12 protein-coding genes are annotated in these 18,596 nt (G+C 61.0%); 5 read left to right on the top strand and 7 right to left on the bottom strand.

All coding sequences use genetic code 11. The annotated features are described in order from the left end of the window. Window positions 1-460: 460 nt before the first annotated feature. Both J3U87_RS27075 and J3U87_RS27070 read right to left on the bottom strand, forming a co-directional pair. On the bottom strand, window positions 461-826 hold the full coding sequence (locus J3U87_RS27075) for a PAS domain-containing protein (RefSeq protein WP_237378913.1): 366 nt from the start codon (window positions 824-826) through the stop codon (window positions 461-463). A 41-nt stretch (window positions 827-867) separates the two neighbouring features. Beyond that, window positions 868-2,502 (bottom strand): ATP-binding protein, encoded by a 1,635-nt coding sequence (locus tag J3U87_RS27070; RefSeq protein WP_237378912.1) that lies wholly within the window; start codon window positions 2,500-2,502, stop codon window positions 868-870. A 429-nt stretch (window positions 2,503-2,931) separates the two neighbouring features. Here J3U87_RS27070 and fadR point away from each other — a divergent pair, with 429 nt between their 5' ends. From fadR to J3U87_RS27050, 4 genes are all read left to right on the top strand, one after another. Then, entirely contained in the window at window positions 2,932-3,735 is an 804-nt protein-coding gene (fadR, locus tag J3U87_RS27065) for a fatty acid metabolism transcriptional regulator FadR (RefSeq protein ID WP_237378911.1), read from the top strand. A 107-nt stretch (window positions 3,736-3,842) separates the two neighbouring features. Next, window positions 3,843-5,432, top strand: coding sequence for an FAD-binding oxidoreductase (locus J3U87_RS27060; protein WP_237378910.1), 1,590 nt, complete (start codon window positions 3,843-3,845; stop codon window positions 5,430-5,432). Window positions 5,433-5,512: 80 nt separating this feature from the next. Then, on the top strand, window positions 5,513-7,228 hold the full coding sequence (locus tag J3U87_RS27055) for a glycerol-3-phosphate dehydrogenase/oxidase (protein ID WP_237378909.1): 1,716 nt from the start codon (window positions 5,513-5,515) through the stop codon (window positions 7,226-7,228). Next, a complete protein-coding gene (locus J3U87_RS27050; RefSeq protein WP_237378908.1) occupies window positions 7,221-8,783 on the top strand; it encodes an FGGY-family carbohydrate kinase in 1,563 nt (520 codons plus the stop codon). The genes J3U87_RS27055 and J3U87_RS27050 overlap by 8 nt, the downstream gene beginning before the upstream one ends. A 929-nt stretch (window positions 8,784-9,712) precedes the next feature. Here the strand turns inward: J3U87_RS27050 and J3U87_RS27045 are convergent. The 5 genes from J3U87_RS27045 to J3U87_RS27025 all read right to left on the bottom strand — a co-directional run bounded on the left by J3U87_RS27045 (window position 9,713) and on the right by J3U87_RS27025 (window position 16,990). After that, complete coding sequence (locus tag J3U87_RS27045) at window positions 9,713-10,750, bottom strand: hypothetical protein (protein ID WP_237378907.1); 1,038 nt, start codon at window positions 10,748-10,750, stop codon at window positions 9,713-9,715. 57 nt (window positions 10,751-10,807) lie between these two features. Then, window positions 10,808-11,551, bottom strand: coding sequence for an ankyrin repeat domain-containing protein (locus J3U87_RS27040; RefSeq protein ID WP_237378906.1), 744 nt, complete (start codon window positions 11,549-11,551; stop codon window positions 10,808-10,810). Continuing rightward, window positions 11,548-13,815, bottom strand: coding sequence for a hypothetical protein (locus J3U87_RS27035; RefSeq protein WP_237378905.1), 2,268 nt, complete (start codon window positions 13,813-13,815; stop codon window positions 11,548-11,550). Before J3U87_RS27035 ends, J3U87_RS27040 begins: the two co-directional genes overlap by 4 nt. A 209-nt stretch (window positions 13,816-14,024) precedes the next feature. Further along, window positions 14,025-15,266, bottom strand: a complete 1,242-nt coding sequence (locus J3U87_RS27030) for a prohibitin family protein (protein WP_237378904.1) — start codon at window positions 15,264-15,266, stop codon at window positions 14,025-14,027. After that, window positions 15,263-16,990 (bottom strand): cyclic peptide export ABC transporter, encoded by a 1,728-nt coding sequence (locus J3U87_RS27025; RefSeq protein WP_237378903.1) that lies wholly within the window; start codon window positions 16,988-16,990, stop codon window positions 15,263-15,265. Before J3U87_RS27025 ends, J3U87_RS27030 begins: the two co-directional genes overlap by 4 nt. Before the next feature lie 411 nt (window positions 16,991-17,401). Between J3U87_RS27025 and J3U87_RS27020 the strand changes: the two genes are divergently transcribed. Beyond that, on the top strand, window positions 17,402-17,941 hold the full coding sequence (locus tag J3U87_RS27020) for a hypothetical protein (RefSeq protein ID WP_237378902.1): 540 nt from the start codon (window positions 17,402-17,404) through the stop codon (window positions 17,939-17,941). Window positions 17,942-18,596 lie beyond the last annotated feature (655 nt).

Below are 18,596 nucleotides of genomic sequence, written 5' to 3'. Positions count from 1 at the left end.
TTTGTATTTAAAAAACTAATTGGTAATTGATGTTTTTGGAAGTAACCGAGATTGGAATTTTTTGGCAGGGGGACATGAAAGGCTGGGGATGGCTTGGGACAAGTTTTTTGTTCCGGCGATCCCCGAGCGAATGATGTGTAAATCCTGGGAAGCAGGAGCCGTCTTGGGTCGTGCACGCTCCCTCCACGAACTCCGTGGACTCTTATGTAACAAACTCTGTAAAGTTCGAAGATAAAGATAAAAACCTAAAAAGGCGGATGTGCGGGGAGTTCGTCGAAAAATGTCGGCCCGGCGGGCCAACTTACTGCAACGACGCCCCCCTCACAAATGCGGGAACTCCCAAACGATTCGCTTCGATTAGTTACCCACCTGAAACCCGGGCCCCCGGCCTGGGCGGCGACTCCGTGGTAATAAAACGCCCCAACCCAACACCATCAAAGGCCGAGCACCGACGCCCGACCTACGAATAGTCGTCCGCCTCCCGCTCGCTGCGGTTGACCAAGACCGCCCGCGACTCGCGCACCGTGCCGTCCTCGTTCCGCACGGAATCCGCCGACAATTCGACCTCGATGATCGCGCCGCTCTTGGTCACGAACTGATAAGGCACGTTCTTGCAATAGCCCTTCTCGAAGAAAAACGGCAGCACCGACTTGATGGCCAGGTTGCGGCTCTCCTCCGTCAGGAAATCCAGCGATTTCCGGCCGAGCACTTCATCGCGGCGGTAGCCCATGACGCGGCACCATTCGTCATTCACGTCGATCAGCACACCTTCGTTGTCGATCGCATGCATCATGACGGGGACATCGCGGTAAGTTGTCTTGCCCATCGGTCCCTCCCGGCCGTCGCGCGGCCTCGGGCTTGGCTGCATCAGGAGACCTCGTCCATGACGTGGGTCCACAGGCTCTGCTGAAGACGGGTCTTGGTCACGGGTTTCATCAGGATCTCGACGATACCGAGATTGGAAAAAATCCGATGCTGGTTGTCATTGGCGACGATGCCCACCTTGGCCACCTTGCGTTCCTCGCTCTGAAATCCAGCCAGGGCCTCGACCATCGCCGAGAGCTTCTCGTGACCGAGCGAGCTGTCGAAAATCACCAGGTCCCGGCGTCGCTCCCGACAGTGGCGGCAAAGGTCCTCGACCGAATCCACCGTCGCGACCTCGTGACCCAGTTGGCGCAGGAACCGGGTCGTCATGATTTGGGAGATCGGATCGGTACAGGCCACCAAGGCCGAGAGCATCATGAGGGGCTCGCCCGCATCGACCTGGTCGTCGGGCAGCGTGACGGGAATCAGCAAGGTCGTGGTCATGCCCGCTTCCGGCTTGCTGGTCACCCTGAGATTCCCGCCCAACTCCTTCACGAGCTGGTGGGTCAGGTACAACCCCAGGCCCGAATAGGCCCGGCTGCGCATTTCCTGGTCTTCCCCGGTTCGGATGAACCGCTCCAACGCGAGGAGCTGGCTTTCGTTCAAGCCCGAGCCGGAATCCTTGACCCAAATTCGCAGCATGACCGGCGCCTGGGACTGAGGATCGGCGTGGGCCCCCACCTCGATGGTCCCGTGACGGGTGTGGCGCGAGGCGTTGTCCACGAGGTTGAACAGGATTTGACGCACGATCAGGGGGTCGGTGAGAAACACGTGGGGCACATCCTCGTGAACGTGCAGCGTGATTTGGTTTTCCTTGCGCTTGGTCAGGAGGTCGTAGGACTCGATGACACTCTCGAGCAGGGCCCGGAAATTGATGGCTTCGTACTTTCCGGGAAGCTTGCTGTCGTGGGCGTTCTGGTAGATCAAGATGTTGTCGATGACCTGAGCCACCTGGCTCGTGGCCTGGTGGATCAAACCCAGATCTTCGCGATGAACGTCCGAAAGCCCCTCGGCTTCCATCAAAATGTTGGTGCTGCCTTCGACCACCGCGAGGGGTTCCCGGATCTCGCAGCACAGATCGGTCAAGAGGGTTTCTTTTCGTTGATTTTCCTGGGCCGAGGCCGCCAGTTCCCGATTCAGCCTGCGTCGTTCCCGGCGATGTGCCAATTCGGCCATCACAGCGCGTGCGACGACGCGCAGCCTGGCGATGGCGCGTTCGGTGACCTTCCGGGGTCGCGTATCCATCAAACACAGGGAGCCGATGTTGTACCCCTTGGGCGTTCTGAGCGGGATGCCCAGGTAGAACCGGATGCCGGTCTGACCGACGACCAGGGGATTGCCCGAAAAGCGCGGGTCCTCGGAGGCATCGGTGACGACCAAGGGCTCATCCCCCAGAATGGCGTGGGCGCTGAACGAGATGTGCCTGGGGATTTCCGCGACGTCGAGGCCCTGGCGGGTCAACAGACGCTGGCGATCGCGGTCGACCAGGCTGATCAGGCAGATAGGCACCTCGAGGATTTCCGAGGCCAACCAGGTCAGGTCGTCGAAAACCTCACCACGAGGGTCGTCAAATAGATCGTACTCGGCCAGGGCGTCCAGGCGCTTGGTCTCGTTGGGCGGGATTTCGGGCTGTTTCAAAGATGCGGCTCCTCGGTGCGCCCCGTGTCTCGATTTTTTTCAAAAGTATCGTGGACAAAAATCAATACCTTGATTTTTCAAAAAACGAAGAGGCAACGCAACCTCTTTCGCACCATTTCCTCGCAGCCGAACCGCAGGGGTACGGGATTCCCTGTCACCCCTCACGTGATCGCGGTCCCCAATCGTGCGGAAAATAGGTCAGAGGAGAGGGAAGAGGCCCGCGAATCCTGGATACTTGAAGAAGACGTGCGGCTCGATCCAGGACAAGGCGCGCGAAAATTCGACGGATTTTTTCGAATAGGGCACTAAGAGAAACTCGCCGGTTTTCCTGTGCTGGAAATTTGCGACAACCGGTGCTTGACACCGAGGTCGCCCCTTTTTTATAGTGAAAATCAACTGGTCTGACCACTTACCAGTTGGAGGTGTTCCTTGAACGCGTTACCACCCCTGCAAAAGCCCGCCGTCCACGCCGAACAGGTGCTCATTCGCGCCTTTCTCGACGACGAGCTGCCCGCCGGCACCGCGCTCCCGGGCGAGCGCCAACTGGCCGCGAAGCTCGGCATCACCCGCCCGACCCTGCGCGAAACACTCAAAAAGCTGGACCGCGACGGTTGGATCACCATTCGCCAGGGCAAGCCCACGGTGGTCAACGATTTTTGGATCGAGGGCGGCCTCAACGTGCTCAGCGCCATGGTGTCCACCGGCCGCGCCGTCGATCCCCTGTTCATCGCCAAACTGCTCGAGGTTCGCCAGGTTCTGGCGCCGGCCTACACCTGCGCGGCCATCATTCACGATCCCGATCGCGTCGTGATCCAGACCGCCAGACACGAAGAGCTACCGGACGAGGCGGAAGCCTATTGCCGGTTCGACTGGGACATCCACCACGATTTGGCCGTGACCAGCGCCAACCCGGTTTACCCACTGATTCTCAACGGTTTCCGCGAACTCTACCTGGACATCGGCATCGCCTACTTTTCGTTGCCTGCCGCGCGGCGGGCGTCGGATCGGTTCTATCGCACGCTGGGGCAGCTCGCGCGCCAACGCCAGAGCGATGCCGCGGAATCCCTGACCAAGAACGTCATGCGCCAGAGCATTGTCTACTGGGCCGAATTGCAGGCGAATCTCAACGCACAGACAACCAAGACATCCGAACAGGGAACGGGCGCCGCTCCGGAAGCGATGCCTCCGGAACCGGTGATCGCCGAACCGGCGATCGAGATCGACTCGCGCTGAATCGATCGTTCCGTCCTTGGTTCGACACGAAACACACATGGGCCTGGAAAGATAGGCCGCTCCATAGCCGTGCAGGTGCGGAGCGGCAAGTTGGGGGAGGAGAGACGATGAAAAGATGGAATGGATGGGGCGACGAATCGGTGGACATGCACCTGGCGCCCACGGCAAAGGCCCTGTTGGCCGAGCTGGTCGGGGAGGGCGAACCGCAACAGGACGTTTCCCTGGAGGCCACGATCGCCAGGGTGCCCACTTCGCGATTGCCGGCACATCCCCTGGTCGACCGCGACCCCGAAGTACGCCTGCGCCATGCGGCGGGTCAAAGTTTTCCCGATTGGGTTCACGTGCGCAGCGGTTCCCTGGCGCGCTTTCCCGACGGCGTCGCGCTTCCCACCACCGCCGACGAGGTGCGCAGCCTGCTTCGCTATGCCGACGAGGTCGGCGCGCGGGTGATTCCCTACGGCGGCGGCACCAGCGTGGTTGGCCATTTGACCACGCCCGCGGGCGAAGCGCCGGTGCTCACGATCGCCACCACGCGGCTGAACACCCTGACCCACTTCGACGAGACCAATCGCCTGGCCAGTTTCGGCGCGGGCGTCACCGGTCCCGACCTGGAAGCCGCCCTGCGCGCCCGTGGTTTTACCCTGGGGCATTATCCCCAGTCCTTCGAATATTCGACGCTCGGCGGTTGGGTGGCGGCCCGCTCGTCCGGCCAGCAATCGCTGGGGTTCGGACGCATCGAGGACATGTTCGCCGGTGGAACCCTGCACACGCCCGCCGGCGACCTGGTCACACCACCGCTGCCCGCTTCGGCGGCCGGTCCCGACCTGCGCCAGATGGTCCTGGGTTCGGAAGGGCGAATGGGGATCTTGAGCGAGGCCACCGTTCGGGTACGGGCCCTGCCTGATTCGGAGCGTTTCCACGCGGTGTTTTTCCCCGATTGGGCGCACGGTGAACAGGCCGTCCGCGCCATTTCCCAGGAAGGGTTCCCGCTCTCGATGATGCGCCTGAGCAATGCGCTGGAGACCCGCACCAACCTCGCGCTCGCCGGCAAGGAACGCCTGATCAAGGGACTTCAACAATACTTGGAGCTTCGCGGCGTCGGCGAGGAGGGTTGCATGCTGATCCTCGGCTTCACCGGCTCGCGCGAATTGGTCAAACTCAGCCGGCGCAAGGCCCTGAGCATTTGTAAGAGCTACCGCGGCGTCCACATGTACCGCATGCTCGGCAATGCCTGGCGCAAGAACCGGTTCCGCACGCCGTACGTGCGCAACGGGCTGTGGACCATGGGGTTCGGGGTCGACACCCTGGAGACCTGCGTCAGTTGGAGCCGCGTCGGCCAAGCGATGCACGACATCGAACATGCGTTGCGCACGGCCCTCGAACCCGAGGGGGAACGCACCCACGTGTTCACCCACCTCAGTCATTTCTACAGCACCGGCAGCAGTATCTACACCACCTACCTCTTCCGCCTGGCGCCTACCGGTGAAGAAACCCTGCGCCGGTGGCACAAACTCAAGAGCACGGCCTCGGAGGCCATCGTCAAACACGGCGGCACCATCAGCCATCAACACGGCGTCGGCGAGGATCACCGTCCCTACCTGGTTCACGAAAAAACCCCGCTCGGCATCGAAGCGCTGAAGGCGAACTGCCGCTTCTTCGATCCGAACGGGATGATGAATCCCGGAAAATTGGTCTGATCACCCCAAGACACCAACGAAGCTCACCAAACCTACCCAGCACACGCGACTTGGGTCGAGATGAATAAAAGAGGCGAGTCATGAGTGAACACCAGCATGGAAATACCGAACCCTCTCCTTCCGGGGGTTGCGAGGCCTGGAACGCGTCCTGGCGGTCCCGATTCTGGGGCGAACTGGCCTCCGACGAACACCCCGTTTGGGATTTGATCATCATCGGTGGCGGCATCACCGGCGCCGGCATCATGCGCGAAGCGGTCCGCATGGGCCTCAAAGTCCTTTTGGTGGAGCAGCGCGATTTCTCGTGGGGCACGTCCAGCCGCTCGTCGAAGCTGGTCCACGGCGGGTTGCGCTACCTCAAGGAAGGGCACATTATGCTGACCCGCGATGCCATCCACGAACGCCAGCGCCTGCTCAAGGAATCGCAAACCCTGGTTCAACCGCTCAAGTTCCTCATTTCCAACTACAAGGGACAAAAACCCGGCAAGTGGACTTTTCGAGCCGGCCTCACCCTGTACGACCTGCTCGCGGCCAAGATGGATCACGAGGTGTTCGACGCCGAGACCTTCAAGATGATGGTTCCCCACCTGGATCCGGAAGGGTTGCAGGGCGGTCTGCGCTACGACGATGCACAGACCGACGATTCGCGCCTCGTCTTGCGGCTCGTGTTCGAATCGATGGCCCTGGGCGGCTCGGCACTCAACTACGTTCGAGCCGAAAAACCCTTTTTCGAGGACGATCGCGTCGCCGGCGTAGTGCTTCACGACTTGATTCACGGGGGATCGGCCCGATTGCGCGCCCGCGTCGTGGTCAACGCCACCGGAGCCTGGGCCGACCATCTCCGCCGTACGGAGGAAAAGCGGCTCCGCCCCCTGCGTGGCAGCCACCTCGTGTTTCCGGCCTGGCGCCTGCCCGCGCCGCAGGCGATGACCATTCTCCATCCCCGCGATCGCCGGCCCGTCTTCCTGTTGCCCTGGGAAGGCGCCAGCGTGTTGGGCACCACCGATGTGGACCACCGTCAGGATCTCGATGAGGAGGCCTCGGTCACCGCCGATGAAGTCGACTACCTGATGGAAGTGGTACAGGCGCGTTTCCCGCGGCTGAATCTCACCGTCGACGACGTCATCGCCAGTTGGTCGGGCGTGCGGCCGGTGATCAGTCACGGTGCCAAGGATCCCTCCAAGGAATCGCGGGACCACGCGATCTGGGACGAGAACGGGCTGCTCACCATCACGGGTGGCAAACTGACCACCTTCCGCAAGATGGCCTTCGACCTGCTGCAAAAGGCCAAAAAATACCTGGGTGACGATGTGCACATCGACAAGCATCCGCCGGTATTCCGTCAGGACGAGCCGGATTGGAAAGCCCTGCCGCCGCTGGAGGCCCCGATTCGAAACCGGTTGCTCGGTCGCTATGGCCTGGCGGCCGGGGCCTTGATTCGCTGCGCGGGTCCCGACGAGTTGAGGACCATTCCCGGTACCGAGACACTGTGGGTCGAACTGCGTTGGACCGCGCGAAGCGAGCAGGTGGCACACCTGGACGATCTGCTGTTGCGGCGAACGCGCATTGGCCTGCTCCTGGCCGAAGGGGGCCGGGACATCCTGCCGCGCATTCGGGAAATCGTCCAGATCGAGCTGGATTGGGACGACGCCCGTTGGGAGAAGGAAGAAGCGGCCTACCTGGAAATTTGGCGTCGGCACTACAGTCTTCCGCCGGAAATGATCGAACGCGCGGCATCCGATGAGGCGACGGAACCCGAGGATCGGGAAGCCACCCCACCGGTCGTGCCCCATGAGTGACGAGCCCCAGATTCTCGCCATCGACAACGGGACCCAGAGCCTGCGGGCACTGGCGTTCGACCCGCGGGGCACGTTGATCGCCAAGGTGCGGGTCCCGTTTCAGCCCTATTTCGCCCAAAAGCCGGGCTGGGCCGAGCAGGATCCCGAGGTCTACTGGAACGCCCTGGTCGAAGCCTGCCAAACGCTCTGGAAGCGGCCCGGCGTGCGCAAGGACGCGCTGGCCGGTGTCGCCGTGACCACCCAGCGCGGGACCGTCGTCAATCTGGACCGCGAAGGCCGGCCCCTGCGCCCGGCGATCCTGTGGCTGGACCAGCGCACCACGTCGGGTCAGAAACCGGTCGGCGGCCTGTGGGGGCTGCTGTTCAAAGTGGCCAGGGTGGCGGACACGGTGGCCTACCTACAGGCGAATGCCGAATCGATCTGGCTGCAGACCCACCAGCCGGAGCTGTGGCGCGATACCCACAAGTTCGTCCTGCTCTCGGGCTTTCTGAACTACCGCCTGACCGGTCGGTTCGCCGACTCCGTCGGCAGCCAGGTGGGTTACTTGCCCTTCGATTACAAGGGGTTGGCATGGGCGGGACCGCGCGACTGGAAGTGGGACGCGTTGGGCATCGAGCCGACCCTGCTGAACGAATTGGTGCCACCCGCCGAGCGACTGGGCGAGATCACCGATTGGGCGGCCGAACAAACGGGGATCCCCAAGGGATTGCCCGTCATCGCGGCGGCGGCCGACAAAGCCTGTGAAGTGCTGGGTGCCGGCAGTCTCGAGCCGAACGTGGGTTGCCTGAGCTACGGGACCACGGCCACCATCAACACCACCCAGGCCAAATACGTGGAATCGATTCCCTTCATACCGCCCTATCCCGCCGGGGTCCCCGGTCACTACAGCCCGGAGATTCAGATTTTTCGCGGTTACTGGATGGTGGAGTGGTTCAAACAGGAATTCGGCCACAAGGAAGTGGAGCAGTCCTGCGCGCAGGGTGTACCGCCCGAGGTCCTGCTGGAACGGTTGATTCGCGACATTCCCGCGGGAAGCGACGGACTCATGTTGCAGCCCTACTGGACGCCCGGAATCAAACTGCCCGGCCCGGAAGCCAAGGGTGGGGTCATCGGGTTCACCGAATCGCACACGCGCGGCCATTTGTACCGCGCGATTCTCGAGGGCCTGGCCTACGCCTTACGCGAGGGTAAGGAGCGCGTCGCGCGTCGGTCGCGCGTTCCGATCACCAGCTTGCGCGTTTCCGGAGGGGGCTCCCAGAGCGACACCGCGCTTCAAATCACGGCCGACGTGTTCGGCCTGCCCACCGCGCGGCCCCACACCTACGAGACCTCCGGGTTGGGCGCCGCGATCATCGCTTCGGTGGGGCTGGGTCTGCACCCCGATTTCGAAACGGCCGTATCCGAGATGACCCACCTCGGCGAAGTGTTCGACCCCATTCCGGAGCACGCGCGCCGGTACGACGCCCTGTACCGCAACGTCTACCTGAAGATGTACCGCAGGCTGCGTCCCCTGTACAAAGAGATCTACCAGGTCATGGCCGGCATCTCCGGCTGAGCGGTCGACAGGCTCCAGCGGGGAGTACCCGCACCTCGAGATGCCGAGGACCAGCGGGCAAACCCGCCTGGTTTCGAGAAAGTGACAACCCGAAGCGAGCAGGCCCGCAGACCCCGCACGTTCGTAAGCGACGTAAAGCCTGTAGGTTGGCCCGCTGGGCCGACACTTCGAAGGGACTCGTTCGAGGAGTTCCCGCATGTCGATAAGGGGCGTCGTGCCAGGTAGGTACATCCGCCGGATGTACCATTCGAAGCCACAAACGCGCGCGGTTCCCACATTTCGAAGCGGGGCGTCGTCGCGGTAGGTTGGTCACGGGCGGTATGCCCGCTGGGCCGACACTTCGAAGTGACCCACGCTTCGCAAGATCAAGTGGTAAAAGAGCGGAGCAAATAAATCGGTCCTTTAGATCTCTCGATGACCAATTTCGATTTTTGCAGGATAGCTTCGATTGGTTGAGTACGGCCGGTATGGTACGGCCGGTAAGGCAAGCTGCCATACCGGCCGTGCTCAACCTACAGGCTTTACGTCGCATACGAACGTGCGGGGTCTCCGGCCGCCGTTCTTCAGCGAAACCTTTGGCTCCGCTCTTGGTGATCGGGCGACATTGCGACTTCCGTCACTTCGATTGGTTGAGCAAGCTGCCATACCGGCCGTGCTCAACCTACAGGCTTTACGTCGCATACGAACGTGCGGGGTCTCCGGCCGCCGTTCTTCAGCGAAACCTTTGGCTCCGCTCTTGGTGATCGGGCGACATTGCGACTTCCGTCACTTCGAAGTGTCGGCCCAGCGGGCCAACCTACAGCCGCGCCGATCCTCAAACCATGCGGGAACTCCTAGCCTGGATCGCTTCGGAAAGTACATCCAGCCGGCTTACCGGCCCTGCACGACGCATCTCTCGGCATTCGGTGGCTTCAAACGGTACCCTTCGCTCACCGCGCAAAGACCCGGTCGAACAATTGGGGGTCGGCCTCCAGCCAACGCCTGATCCGTTCGCGGTCGTAGTCGAAGAGAAGCACCGATTGCGGTCGGAAATGCTTTTCGGTCTCCGTGACGAGCTCGCGCAGTTGGTCCGGCTCCACGCGTTGGATGCGGAGATAGTCGCCCACGGCGACCTGATCCCTGCCGAGCATGTGGTCCGTGATGGCGCGGTACAGGCCCGGCTCCTCCTCTCGGAAATGGGTCGGATCGAAATCCTGGAGCGTGGCCTCGTTCACCAACCGCAAAAAGCGTTTGGTCGCGGTGAACTGAATCGCCCAGGAGAACGTCGGGTAGGCCGCTTGAATCGGTAGGGGATAGCCGGCGGCGTCGCGAAGGTAGCCCTTGACGACCCGGTTGTCGAGAATGGCGTTTGTCTCCTCGAAATCGCGGGGGGATCCGGTGTGGTAGAACATGAGCGCCCCGCTGTCGGCCGGCGGAATGCCCGCGGTCGTGCGGTGACGGAGCTGGTAGAGCCGGATCGTGACGCTGACGTGGACATCCCCGAAGGCCTGGTCGAAGGTCCGGCGAACCGCGTCGATCAGGGCGAAATAGGTTTCGCGGTGGCGGGGTTCCCAATCACAGTCCAACTGGATCTCGTCGATGGTGGAAATCCCCGAAGCGTGCAACATGGCCTGGACCCGGTCGCGCAGGAACCGCGCAGGTTCGTCCGGATCGCGGCGCGCCAGGTGTTCGAGTGTCGAGCGGGTGATGAAGACGACCGGGACGACGCGTTCGGGGCGGTACCCGCCGCGCGAATGGAACGGGGCCCGTACCCGAAGCTGCCCCTTTTCGGCATCCCAATCCAAATCGAAAAAGCGAAGGTAGAGCGTGTCGACCGCAAGCCGCTGGAGCAGATCCGCATCGGCGTCGTTCAGCTTGTCGCCGGTTTTCCAGTAGTAGAAGGCGGCCTTGGGAGCTGGGCCCGAACGGGTGCATGTCGTGGCCGCACCGATCAGGAAGGCTGTGGCGAGGGCAGATGCCAATAGCACGGCGGCCCTGCGTGGTGCGCGGAAAAAAGAGATCGTCAAGAAGGGTGCCGCCTTTTCCTAGGGCTCTCGATCGCTTGATTCGGAATCCGCCGGCATTTTCTCGAGCAGGGCCTCGATGGCCGGTCGATTCAGGTACCGTGCGAGCTGGAGCAGGGATTTGGGGTTTTCGAGTTCGTCACACCACTTGAAATACGGGCACACAGGCGTGGTCGGCGGCGGACCGGCTTCCAGCAGCAGGTGGATGACTTCGATCCTGTCGAACCGCACCGATTCCGCCCAGAGCCGCTCGGCCTCGGTCTGTTCGGCCCCGGCTCGTCGCAACGACGCCACCAGTTCGGGATCCACCAGGTGGTAGGCGAAGTAGAGTGCATCCCGGCCCTGTGCGTCGCGCACTTCCGGTCGCGCCTTGCGGGCGAGGAGCTGTTCCGCAAATGTTTTGTCGCGATGACGCACGGCCCAGATCAACGGGGTTTCTCCGTTGATCGGGTCCTGCTGGTCTACGGATACCCCGTGATCGATCAACCAGAGCGCCATGTCGGTGCGACCGTAGAGCAGGGACCAGGAGAGCGGCGTGGCGTTCAGCAGGTCGTCCGCCTCGTTCGAAAAGGTTTGGGACGCAAGGGCCTCGACCAGTGGGGCGTTGCCGGCGGCAAGGGCGTGGTATAAGGCGGGCACGCCGTGAATGCGGGTGTCATTGGTGAGGCGGTACCTTTCGATGATCGCAGGGTCCCGCTCCTTTTGGATCGCCGAGAGCATCGCATCGGGATCCGTAAACAAGAGGGCGCAGAGAAGCGTGATCATGGCGTGTCTCCCGAGTTCGGTTCGAAGGCGGACAATGGCGGACAGGTGGGACGGTACGCCTCGAAAAAGGCGGTGTCCTTGTATTTCCGGACGAAGTGCGAGAAATACTGATGTTCGGGATCCCGACTCGGGACTATCTCACGGGAAAGGAATCGGTTGCGGGAGGCCTGCACCATGATGCAGGCCTCCGCCGCCAACTCGGGCGCGGCCTCGTTGTCGGCGACCTCGAGATAGTAGCGCTCGGCGCGCAGGTACCTGTTCAGCAGATCCATCTCATCGGATGCCGCCGAGCCGTAGGCATCGTTCATGGGACCGGTGAACCAGTGTCCCTCGGTCCCCCAGTAAATGTAATTGTGGGTCCAACGGCGGCGGTCCACGCCGCCCGCGATATAGGGACTCTCCGTGGACCTCAGGCTGTAGAAGATGTGACCCATCATGAGGGTGATCCGGGCATGGGCAATCGGATCGTGCTTGGCCAGTCCCTTACGGCCCAGATCCAACGCTTCCAGCCGGGTTACCAACCCTCTCAGACTGGTTTGTTGGGACTCCGATTCGTTCACCAGTTCCGGGTTCTGCATCGAGAAGTGAACGATCGGCGAGGCGTCGCCCGCACCCATTTGGTCGAAGTAGGTGTGTGCCTCCCGCCAGGCACCGCGGCGAAAGGCGCGCAACGCCCGGATTTGAAGCAATCGATCGCGGTTGGCCACTACGGAACCCTCGAACAAAAAGCGATCCATGGGATCCGAGGGATTGTCGACCTGTTTGGCGAAGGCGTCCAGGTCCGCATTGTCGACCATGGCGCCCAACATTTCGATCGCAAGGGTATCGGATCCGGCTTTCTCGTAAGTGAGGGCGGCCCGCGGGATGTCGCCCTCCTTGAAGAAAAGCTGGGCGATGACCGACATCAGCGATTGGTATTTTTCCCTGGCGTGTTCTGGGTCCAGTTCGCGATTGACCTGAAACCGATCCAGGCAGGCGAGTGCCCGGGTCTTCCAATCGTGATCGGCGCTTCCCTGGTAGTTCTGGCCGAGCATCAGCAAGACTTCGAGAACATTGGCCTGGTCGCGAATTCTGGAATCGGTGTCCCCGACGGCGCGGGCGGCCGCAAGGTGGGTTTCGGCCGCCGTCCCGTCCCCGTCGAGCAACGAGAGGTAGCAGGCGGCCAGGTACCAATAGGCCTTGTGAGGCACTTTGGGATGGGTGGCCGCTTTGAGGAAGGCTTGGCGAAGCGCGGCGAATTGCTTGGGGGCGCTGGCCTCTCTGGGAGCGGTGAGGAGGTCCCATCGGCCCTCCAATTCGTGAATTTCGATGCCGTGGATGATGGAGCCGGCACGCAACGCCAGGTCCGGGGAGTCGGGCGCCAGCGTCAACACGCGTTCGAAAGCCTTGGCGACCCAGTTGCCGCGGTAACGGTCGGCCGAGATCAGCCAGACCCAGACCTTGTCATCCGTGTCGCTCAGTTTGGATTCCAGTTCGGCGACCTGATCCGGTGGTTGACCGGCGAGCGCCCACTGGAGGGACTGGTAGGCGGGCCGGGCGATCTCCACCGGCGTCACCTTCATCAGGTCGAAATAGATCGGCAGGGCCTGGGTCATTTCGCGACGCACGTAATGGGCGCGGGCCAGATAACCCGAGGCCCAATCGGTGACGAGGCCGGGTCCGTGGTTGGCGACAGTTTCGTCGAACAGGACGCGGGCCCGCTCGGAAGACTGCAGCTCGGCGGCCAGCCGTACCGCCAGGAACCCGTAGCGTTGGGCGATGAAGGCGTGGGTGGTATCGGCGCGGGCGTGCTGTTCACATCGGGTCAGGAGCCGTTCCAAATCCCCGGCCCGGTGGATTTCTTCGCTCGGTCGCGAAGTCCAACCGAAGTGTTCCAGCAGCCCGAGGACCTCTTTTGCCGCGAGCATGTAGGTGTAGGCCTCGCGTGCTCGGAGCCGATCCGGCGCCTGAGCTGTCAACCGCGCGGAGATCTGCTCTTGCGTCAAGGTGTATATTTCTTCGTCCAGGTGCGTCAGGCCGATGTCCTGACCGTACGCGTGCCACAGGTGGCGATTGATCTTGTGAAGCGATTGCAGGTCTGCCGGATTCGTCATCGTGGGGTAACCCGGACTAGGGGTGGGGGGATCGGCGTCGCGGGGCGCCGCGAGTTCGTAGTCGAACAGGCTCAAATGGACTTCTTCGTAGACGCCTCCCGGGCCGCAGGCCCACAGCAGCGGTGCCGAGGCGAACGGAATCCAGAACAGGAGCGCGAAAGCAAGACGCATGGGCAACCTCGTGTGAAATGAACGGTGATGGCGCGGGCCGCGATTTTTTTGCGGGAATGCCTCGACGCTATCACCAGGCTGGCGGTTCGTCAATCTCGAGAGGTTGCCGGAGAGGGCCTCTTTCAATCGGCGGCGATTTATCGCGAGGGTGGGTCCATGGGCAGGTTCGGGAGCCGCGTCACTCCGGCACATGTGGACGCGGGGTCATGTTACAACGATTCCTCGCTGGCCGGCTTGTTTTCCTCCTTGGGGTCGTTGTTCAGTAGGGGATCGCCGGTCGGCGAAACCGGAGTTCCCTTGGGGTTGTGGCCCTTTTTCGGGGGGACGTGTTCCTCCAGGTACTTGTCCATTTCGGCCGTATTGAGGATCAGTGGTAGACCGTCCTTGCCGCTCCCGATGACCACGATCTTCGAATTGGGCGATTTCGCCAATTCCAGCGTGGCCTTGATCCCTTTCCAGCGCAGCAGGTGCTCGCTGATACCGCTCGACACGATCTCCTGGAAATCGCGGACCCCTCGGGCCTCGATGCGCTTCCGTTCCGCCTCTTGGCGTTCCTTCTCCAACCGGAAAACGTATTCCTGAGACTCCTGCTCCTGCTGCAGCTTGCGCTGGATGGCGTCCTGAATCATTTTCGGCAGCTCGATACGACGCACGATGACGTCGTCGACCTGAATGTAGCGCGAGCCGACCTCGCCCTTGGAGTTGCGAATGATCTTTTCGATCGGTTCGCGCTTGGTGCTGTAGATTTCTTCGGGGTAGTAGTGGCCGACCGTCTCGCGAACCACCATCTCGATCTCGGGCACGACGATCTTGGTCAGGTATTTTGGGCCGACATTCTTGTGCAGGTAACCCAGCCGCTCGCGAATGGGGCGATACCGAATCGAAATGTGGACCTTGATGGTCAGACCATTGCGCGCCAGGGCCTCGATGACCTGCTTGGATTCCTGGATGCGGATGTCGTAGATGTACAGCTTGTCCCAAGGCCAGATGAAATGGGTTCCTTCGTCGTAGCGCTCGTCCACCCGAGTGCCGCCGAAGAAACGGCTGTAGTAGACACCGGCCTGGCCCGAGTGGATCGCGATGAAGATGTACGGCCAAAGGATGACCAACGCCAGGATGAACGACAGGATGCCGATGGCGATTTCCCGTCGATGGGTCAGCAGGTAGTGGCGTGCGTTGGCGACGCGTTCCGCGATCTTCGCGCGCGCGGCCGCGAACCGTCCTTTGCGCGGCTTCGGGGCTTCCTCGCCGTCACCGTCGCCGCCCGAGCCGTTGCCGCCGTTCCCGTCGTCCGAACCGCCACCGCCACCGGTCGCCGCATGGGGTTCCGTGTCCGCGGCGGCTTCGTTCGGAGATGGGTCGGCTCCGGATTCGTCCGGTCGCGGTTCGGAACCCGGTTCGTCCTTGCGAGGTTCGGCGTCTTGGGGTGAGGTGTCTTTTTTCGATTTCATGGCGCTACTTTCTTTCGGGTCATGGATCTGACGATGGGAATCATTCTTCTCGATTTGACCTTGTGACGGGTCAAGGGCACTTCGGCCTGTTCCGGCTGGTACAGCACGAACTTACCCATGTCCATCTTCAACACGCGATCCGCACAGTGGAAGTAGTGATCGTCGTGGGTCACCGCCACGATCGTTTTCCCTTCGCGTTTGAGTTTGGGCAGCATGTGCTCGTAGAAGTGACGGCGGAACCCCGGATCCTGGTCCGCGGCCCACTCGTCGAAGATGCAGACCGGCTTGTCCTCGAGGAACGAGTTGATCATCGCCAAGCGTTTGCGTTGGCCCGTGGAGAGATCCAGGTTGGTGAAGCGACCGGACTTGTAGCCTACCACGCCCGAAAGCTGCATTTCCTTGATGAAATTGTGAATCAGTTGGGGTTCCACGTCCTGCAGGCCGTAGAAGCGATCGAACAGGTGGAAATCGGTAAAGATGATGGAGAACAGTTCCCGGTAGGATTGGTAGTTGTTCTCGTCGATGGGTTCGCCATCGACGAGGACCGAGCCGGAATCGGGGTAGTACAGCCCCGTCAGCAGCTTCATCACCGTGGATTTCCCGCTGCCATTACCGCCGATGATGAACAGCACCTCGCCGGCGTGGATCGTCAGATCCACCGGGCCGAGGGTGAAGGTGTCGCGCCCCTTCTGGTGGCCATAGCTGAAGACGAGATTGCACAGATCGATCGTTTCGAAACGTGCCAGCCGTTCGGTGACGTGTTGCTCCACCGGCGCGTCGCGGCGGGTGTACTTGTCGAGTTTCCGTTCCAGGTCCTCGATGTTGTCGATCGAGACGTTGGTTCTGGCCAGGCTGGGAATCGCGGCGACCAGCATTTCCAGGGGACCGACGATGAACAGTATGGCCGCCGTCGTCTTGGTGATGACATCTCCGCTGATGTGCCCCAACTTGGGAAGCAAGAACACGATCACGGCCAGCAACACGTAGTAGAACGCCTGGGTGAACATGAAATTGGAGAGCAGCAGTTTTTCCGAGACGATCTTCAGGTCCTTCGTCTTGGAGAGAATGCGAAGCACGTAATTATTGTACAGATCGTCGTTGCGGCTCTGGTTGACCTTGAGTTCCTTGGAGCCTTGAAGGACGTTGTTCAGCGAAGAAAAAAATTCCGTCTCCTGATCGGTCGCCAACGCGATGTTGCGCGTCACCTCGCGTTGGTTGGAAAAGTAGACGAAGATCGCGGCCACGATCATGCCCACCGTGATCAGAAAGGCCAACTTCGAGAGGGCGATCAGGTAGAGCACGCAGAAGAAAAGCATGACCGCCGACTGCAGCGCGTTCACGATCATGGGCGCTCCGCTGGAGATCGTTTGGGCGTCCTGCGTCAGTCGGTTGTAGATCTCGCTTTCGCCCAGGGTTTCGATCGTACGCAGATCGGCGGCTCTAATTTTATTGATGATGCGGGCGCGAATGTTCTCGATCACCTTCTGGACCAACACGGCCGTTTCCAACAGCGCATATTTCTTCGAAATGAAGAAGACGCAGATGGCAAGCAGGAAAATCGCGAGCATGCGGAAGCTGGCCGCACCGCTATCGAGCGCCTGATCGGCGGCGGAGTTGATGACCGCGAGAATGCCGGCGTTGGCGAGACCGGAGAGAATGGTCATGACGATGAGCGGCGTTCCGGAGGAGTCAGCTTCCTTTCGGAAAAGTTGTAAGAGTTTCATGGATGAATACGCAATCGTGGATGGAATTTTATTAAGCGAAGGAATCCCAACCGGATGGAAGGGCTCCAAAGGCGAACAGGGCGGGAAGGGCGCATGTGCGACCACATCTCCGGGGGAGGGGAGGGAGACAAGAAGATGAAAAGTCCGAGAAAATGAATATGTTACATGAAAGTCCGAATGCTGGCAATCACTGTGGTGATCCGATTTACGTTTCCGGGTGGGTTTCGCGGGGGAGACGGTTCATTCGGAGTGATGGGGTTTGCTCTGTGTTGATTTCAAGACAATAGATCTGAGACAAAAACAAGACGCAGGCTTGATTAAGACAATCAGTTGATGCACAAGTCTTAGTATCTGATTTCGTTAACCCTCTCGGATCTTGATCTTCAATACAAAAACAGGTACCATGCGGGCATGAAGATCAAGATCGCCTACGATCACATTCCCAATCTTGAAATCGAGGCTGGTGCGGAGGAATGCGCCAGGCTGTTGATGCTGCTCGCTCGGCAGGGACAGGATCTGACGCCGGCAGTGACGCGCGCCGAGCCTCCGTCCGTGCAGCCCCGTTCCGAGGCGACGACCGAAACGAAGCCGCCAGCCGAGAAATCGGCACCTCGCACCCCGACGGCACCGGGCAACGAGAACCCCACGCCCAAGGTCACGCCTCAGCGAGCGGGCACCCAGCGGCGCACTTATCGAGGTCAGGTCAATCGCAGACAGCTTGTGCTGGACACGCTCGCCACGCTCAAGCGGCGCGGTATCGAAAACCCACGCCTGGACGACATCACCCGTTGTTATCGAGAGCTGTTTCCCGAGGCCGACATGAACCACTTGGGTCAGATCGTGCGCGACCTGGCCAACAAGACCGACAAGGTCGAACGGCTTCAATGGGGCGTCTTCCGTTTGACCGATGCCGGCGACCGGGAAACGCGCCCGGACACCGCAGAAGACTGAATTGGTTCTCGACCGGGGATCCGTCTTGCCGTCGACGAAAATCAAGAAACCAGGAAATTCAAAAACCAGGAGAAGAACTTCGTCGTCTGCAGCCTACATGATGTTTCTTTCCTGATTTCCGATATTCATGGGTTCCAGGTTTAATTTTTCGACAAATGGCCCATGGCCCTTCGCTGAAACCGAGTGAGGTGTTTCTTTCTCGAAATCGAGCTGGGGATGCCCCCTGGTTCCTGGCTCTTATGTAACAAAGTGGTGCATTCTACCTGAGCTGGGTCTTGCCGTCGTCAAATCTTGATCAGGAAGGCTGGAATGATGGAAACCAGGAAAAGCAGGACCATGGTGTGTCATCAAATGCGGATCCTTTCCTGGGTTCCGATGTTCATGGGTTCCTGCTGATTTTTTCGGATGAACGACCCATGGCCCTTCGCCAGAACCCAGGTGCGCTGTTTCTGTCTCGAAATCGAGCTGTGGATGCCCCCTGGTTCCTGGCTCTATATAATGTAAAACCTGAAGATAAACCTAAAAGGGCGGATGTTCGGGGAGTTCGTCAATGAATGTCGGCCCGGCGCCCTGGGTGGGTACGGCCGGTATGGCCCGGCACTTACTGCAACGACGCCCCTCTCACAAATGCGGGAACTCCCAAACGATTCGCTTC

The sequence above is a fragment of the Sulfidibacter corallicola genome (genome assembly GCF_017498545.1).
Lineage (GTDB): Bacteria > Acidobacteriota > Holophagae > Acanthopleuribacterales > Acanthopleuribacteraceae > Sulfidibacter > Sulfidibacter corallicola.
This window is presented reverse-complemented; position numbering and strand designations above follow the sequence as displayed.

What these genes read in the sequence shown, in the direction of transcription:
- J3U87_RS27075 (WP_237378913.1), bottom strand. Translation starts at nt 826, where the DNA reads ATGGGCAAGACAACTTACCGCGATGTCCCCGTCATGATGCATGCGATC.
- J3U87_RS27060 (WP_237378910.1), top strand. Translation starts at nt 3,843, where the DNA reads ATGAAAAGATGGAATGGATGGGGCGACGAATCGGTGGACATGCACCTG.
- J3U87_RS27055 (WP_237378909.1), top strand. Translation starts at nt 5,513, where the DNA reads ATGAGTGAACACCAGCATGGAAATACCGAACCCTCTCCTTCCGGGGGT.
- J3U87_RS27050 (WP_237378908.1), top strand. Translation starts at nt 7,221, where the DNA reads ATGAGTGACGAGCCCCAGATTCTCGCCATCGACAACGGGACCCAGAGC.
- J3U87_RS27040 (WP_237378906.1), bottom strand. Translation starts at nt 11,551, where the DNA reads ATGATCACGCTTCTCTGCGCCCTCTTGTTTACGGATCCCGATGCGATG.
- J3U87_RS27035 (WP_237378905.1), bottom strand. Translation starts at nt 13,815, where the DNA reads ATGCGTCTTGCTTTCGCGCTCCTGTTCTGGATTCCGTTCGCCTCGGCA.
- J3U87_RS27030 (WP_237378904.1), bottom strand. Translation starts at nt 15,266, where the DNA reads ATGAAATCGAAAAAAGACACCTCACCCCAAGACGCCGAACCTCGCAAG.
- J3U87_RS27025 (WP_237378903.1), bottom strand. Translation starts at nt 16,990, where the DNA reads ATGAAACTCTTACAACTTTTCCGAAAGGAAGCTGACTCCTCCGGAACG.
- J3U87_RS27020 (WP_237378902.1), top strand. Translation starts at nt 17,402, where the DNA reads ATGAAGATCAAGATCGCCTACGATCACATTCCCAATCTTGAAATCGAG.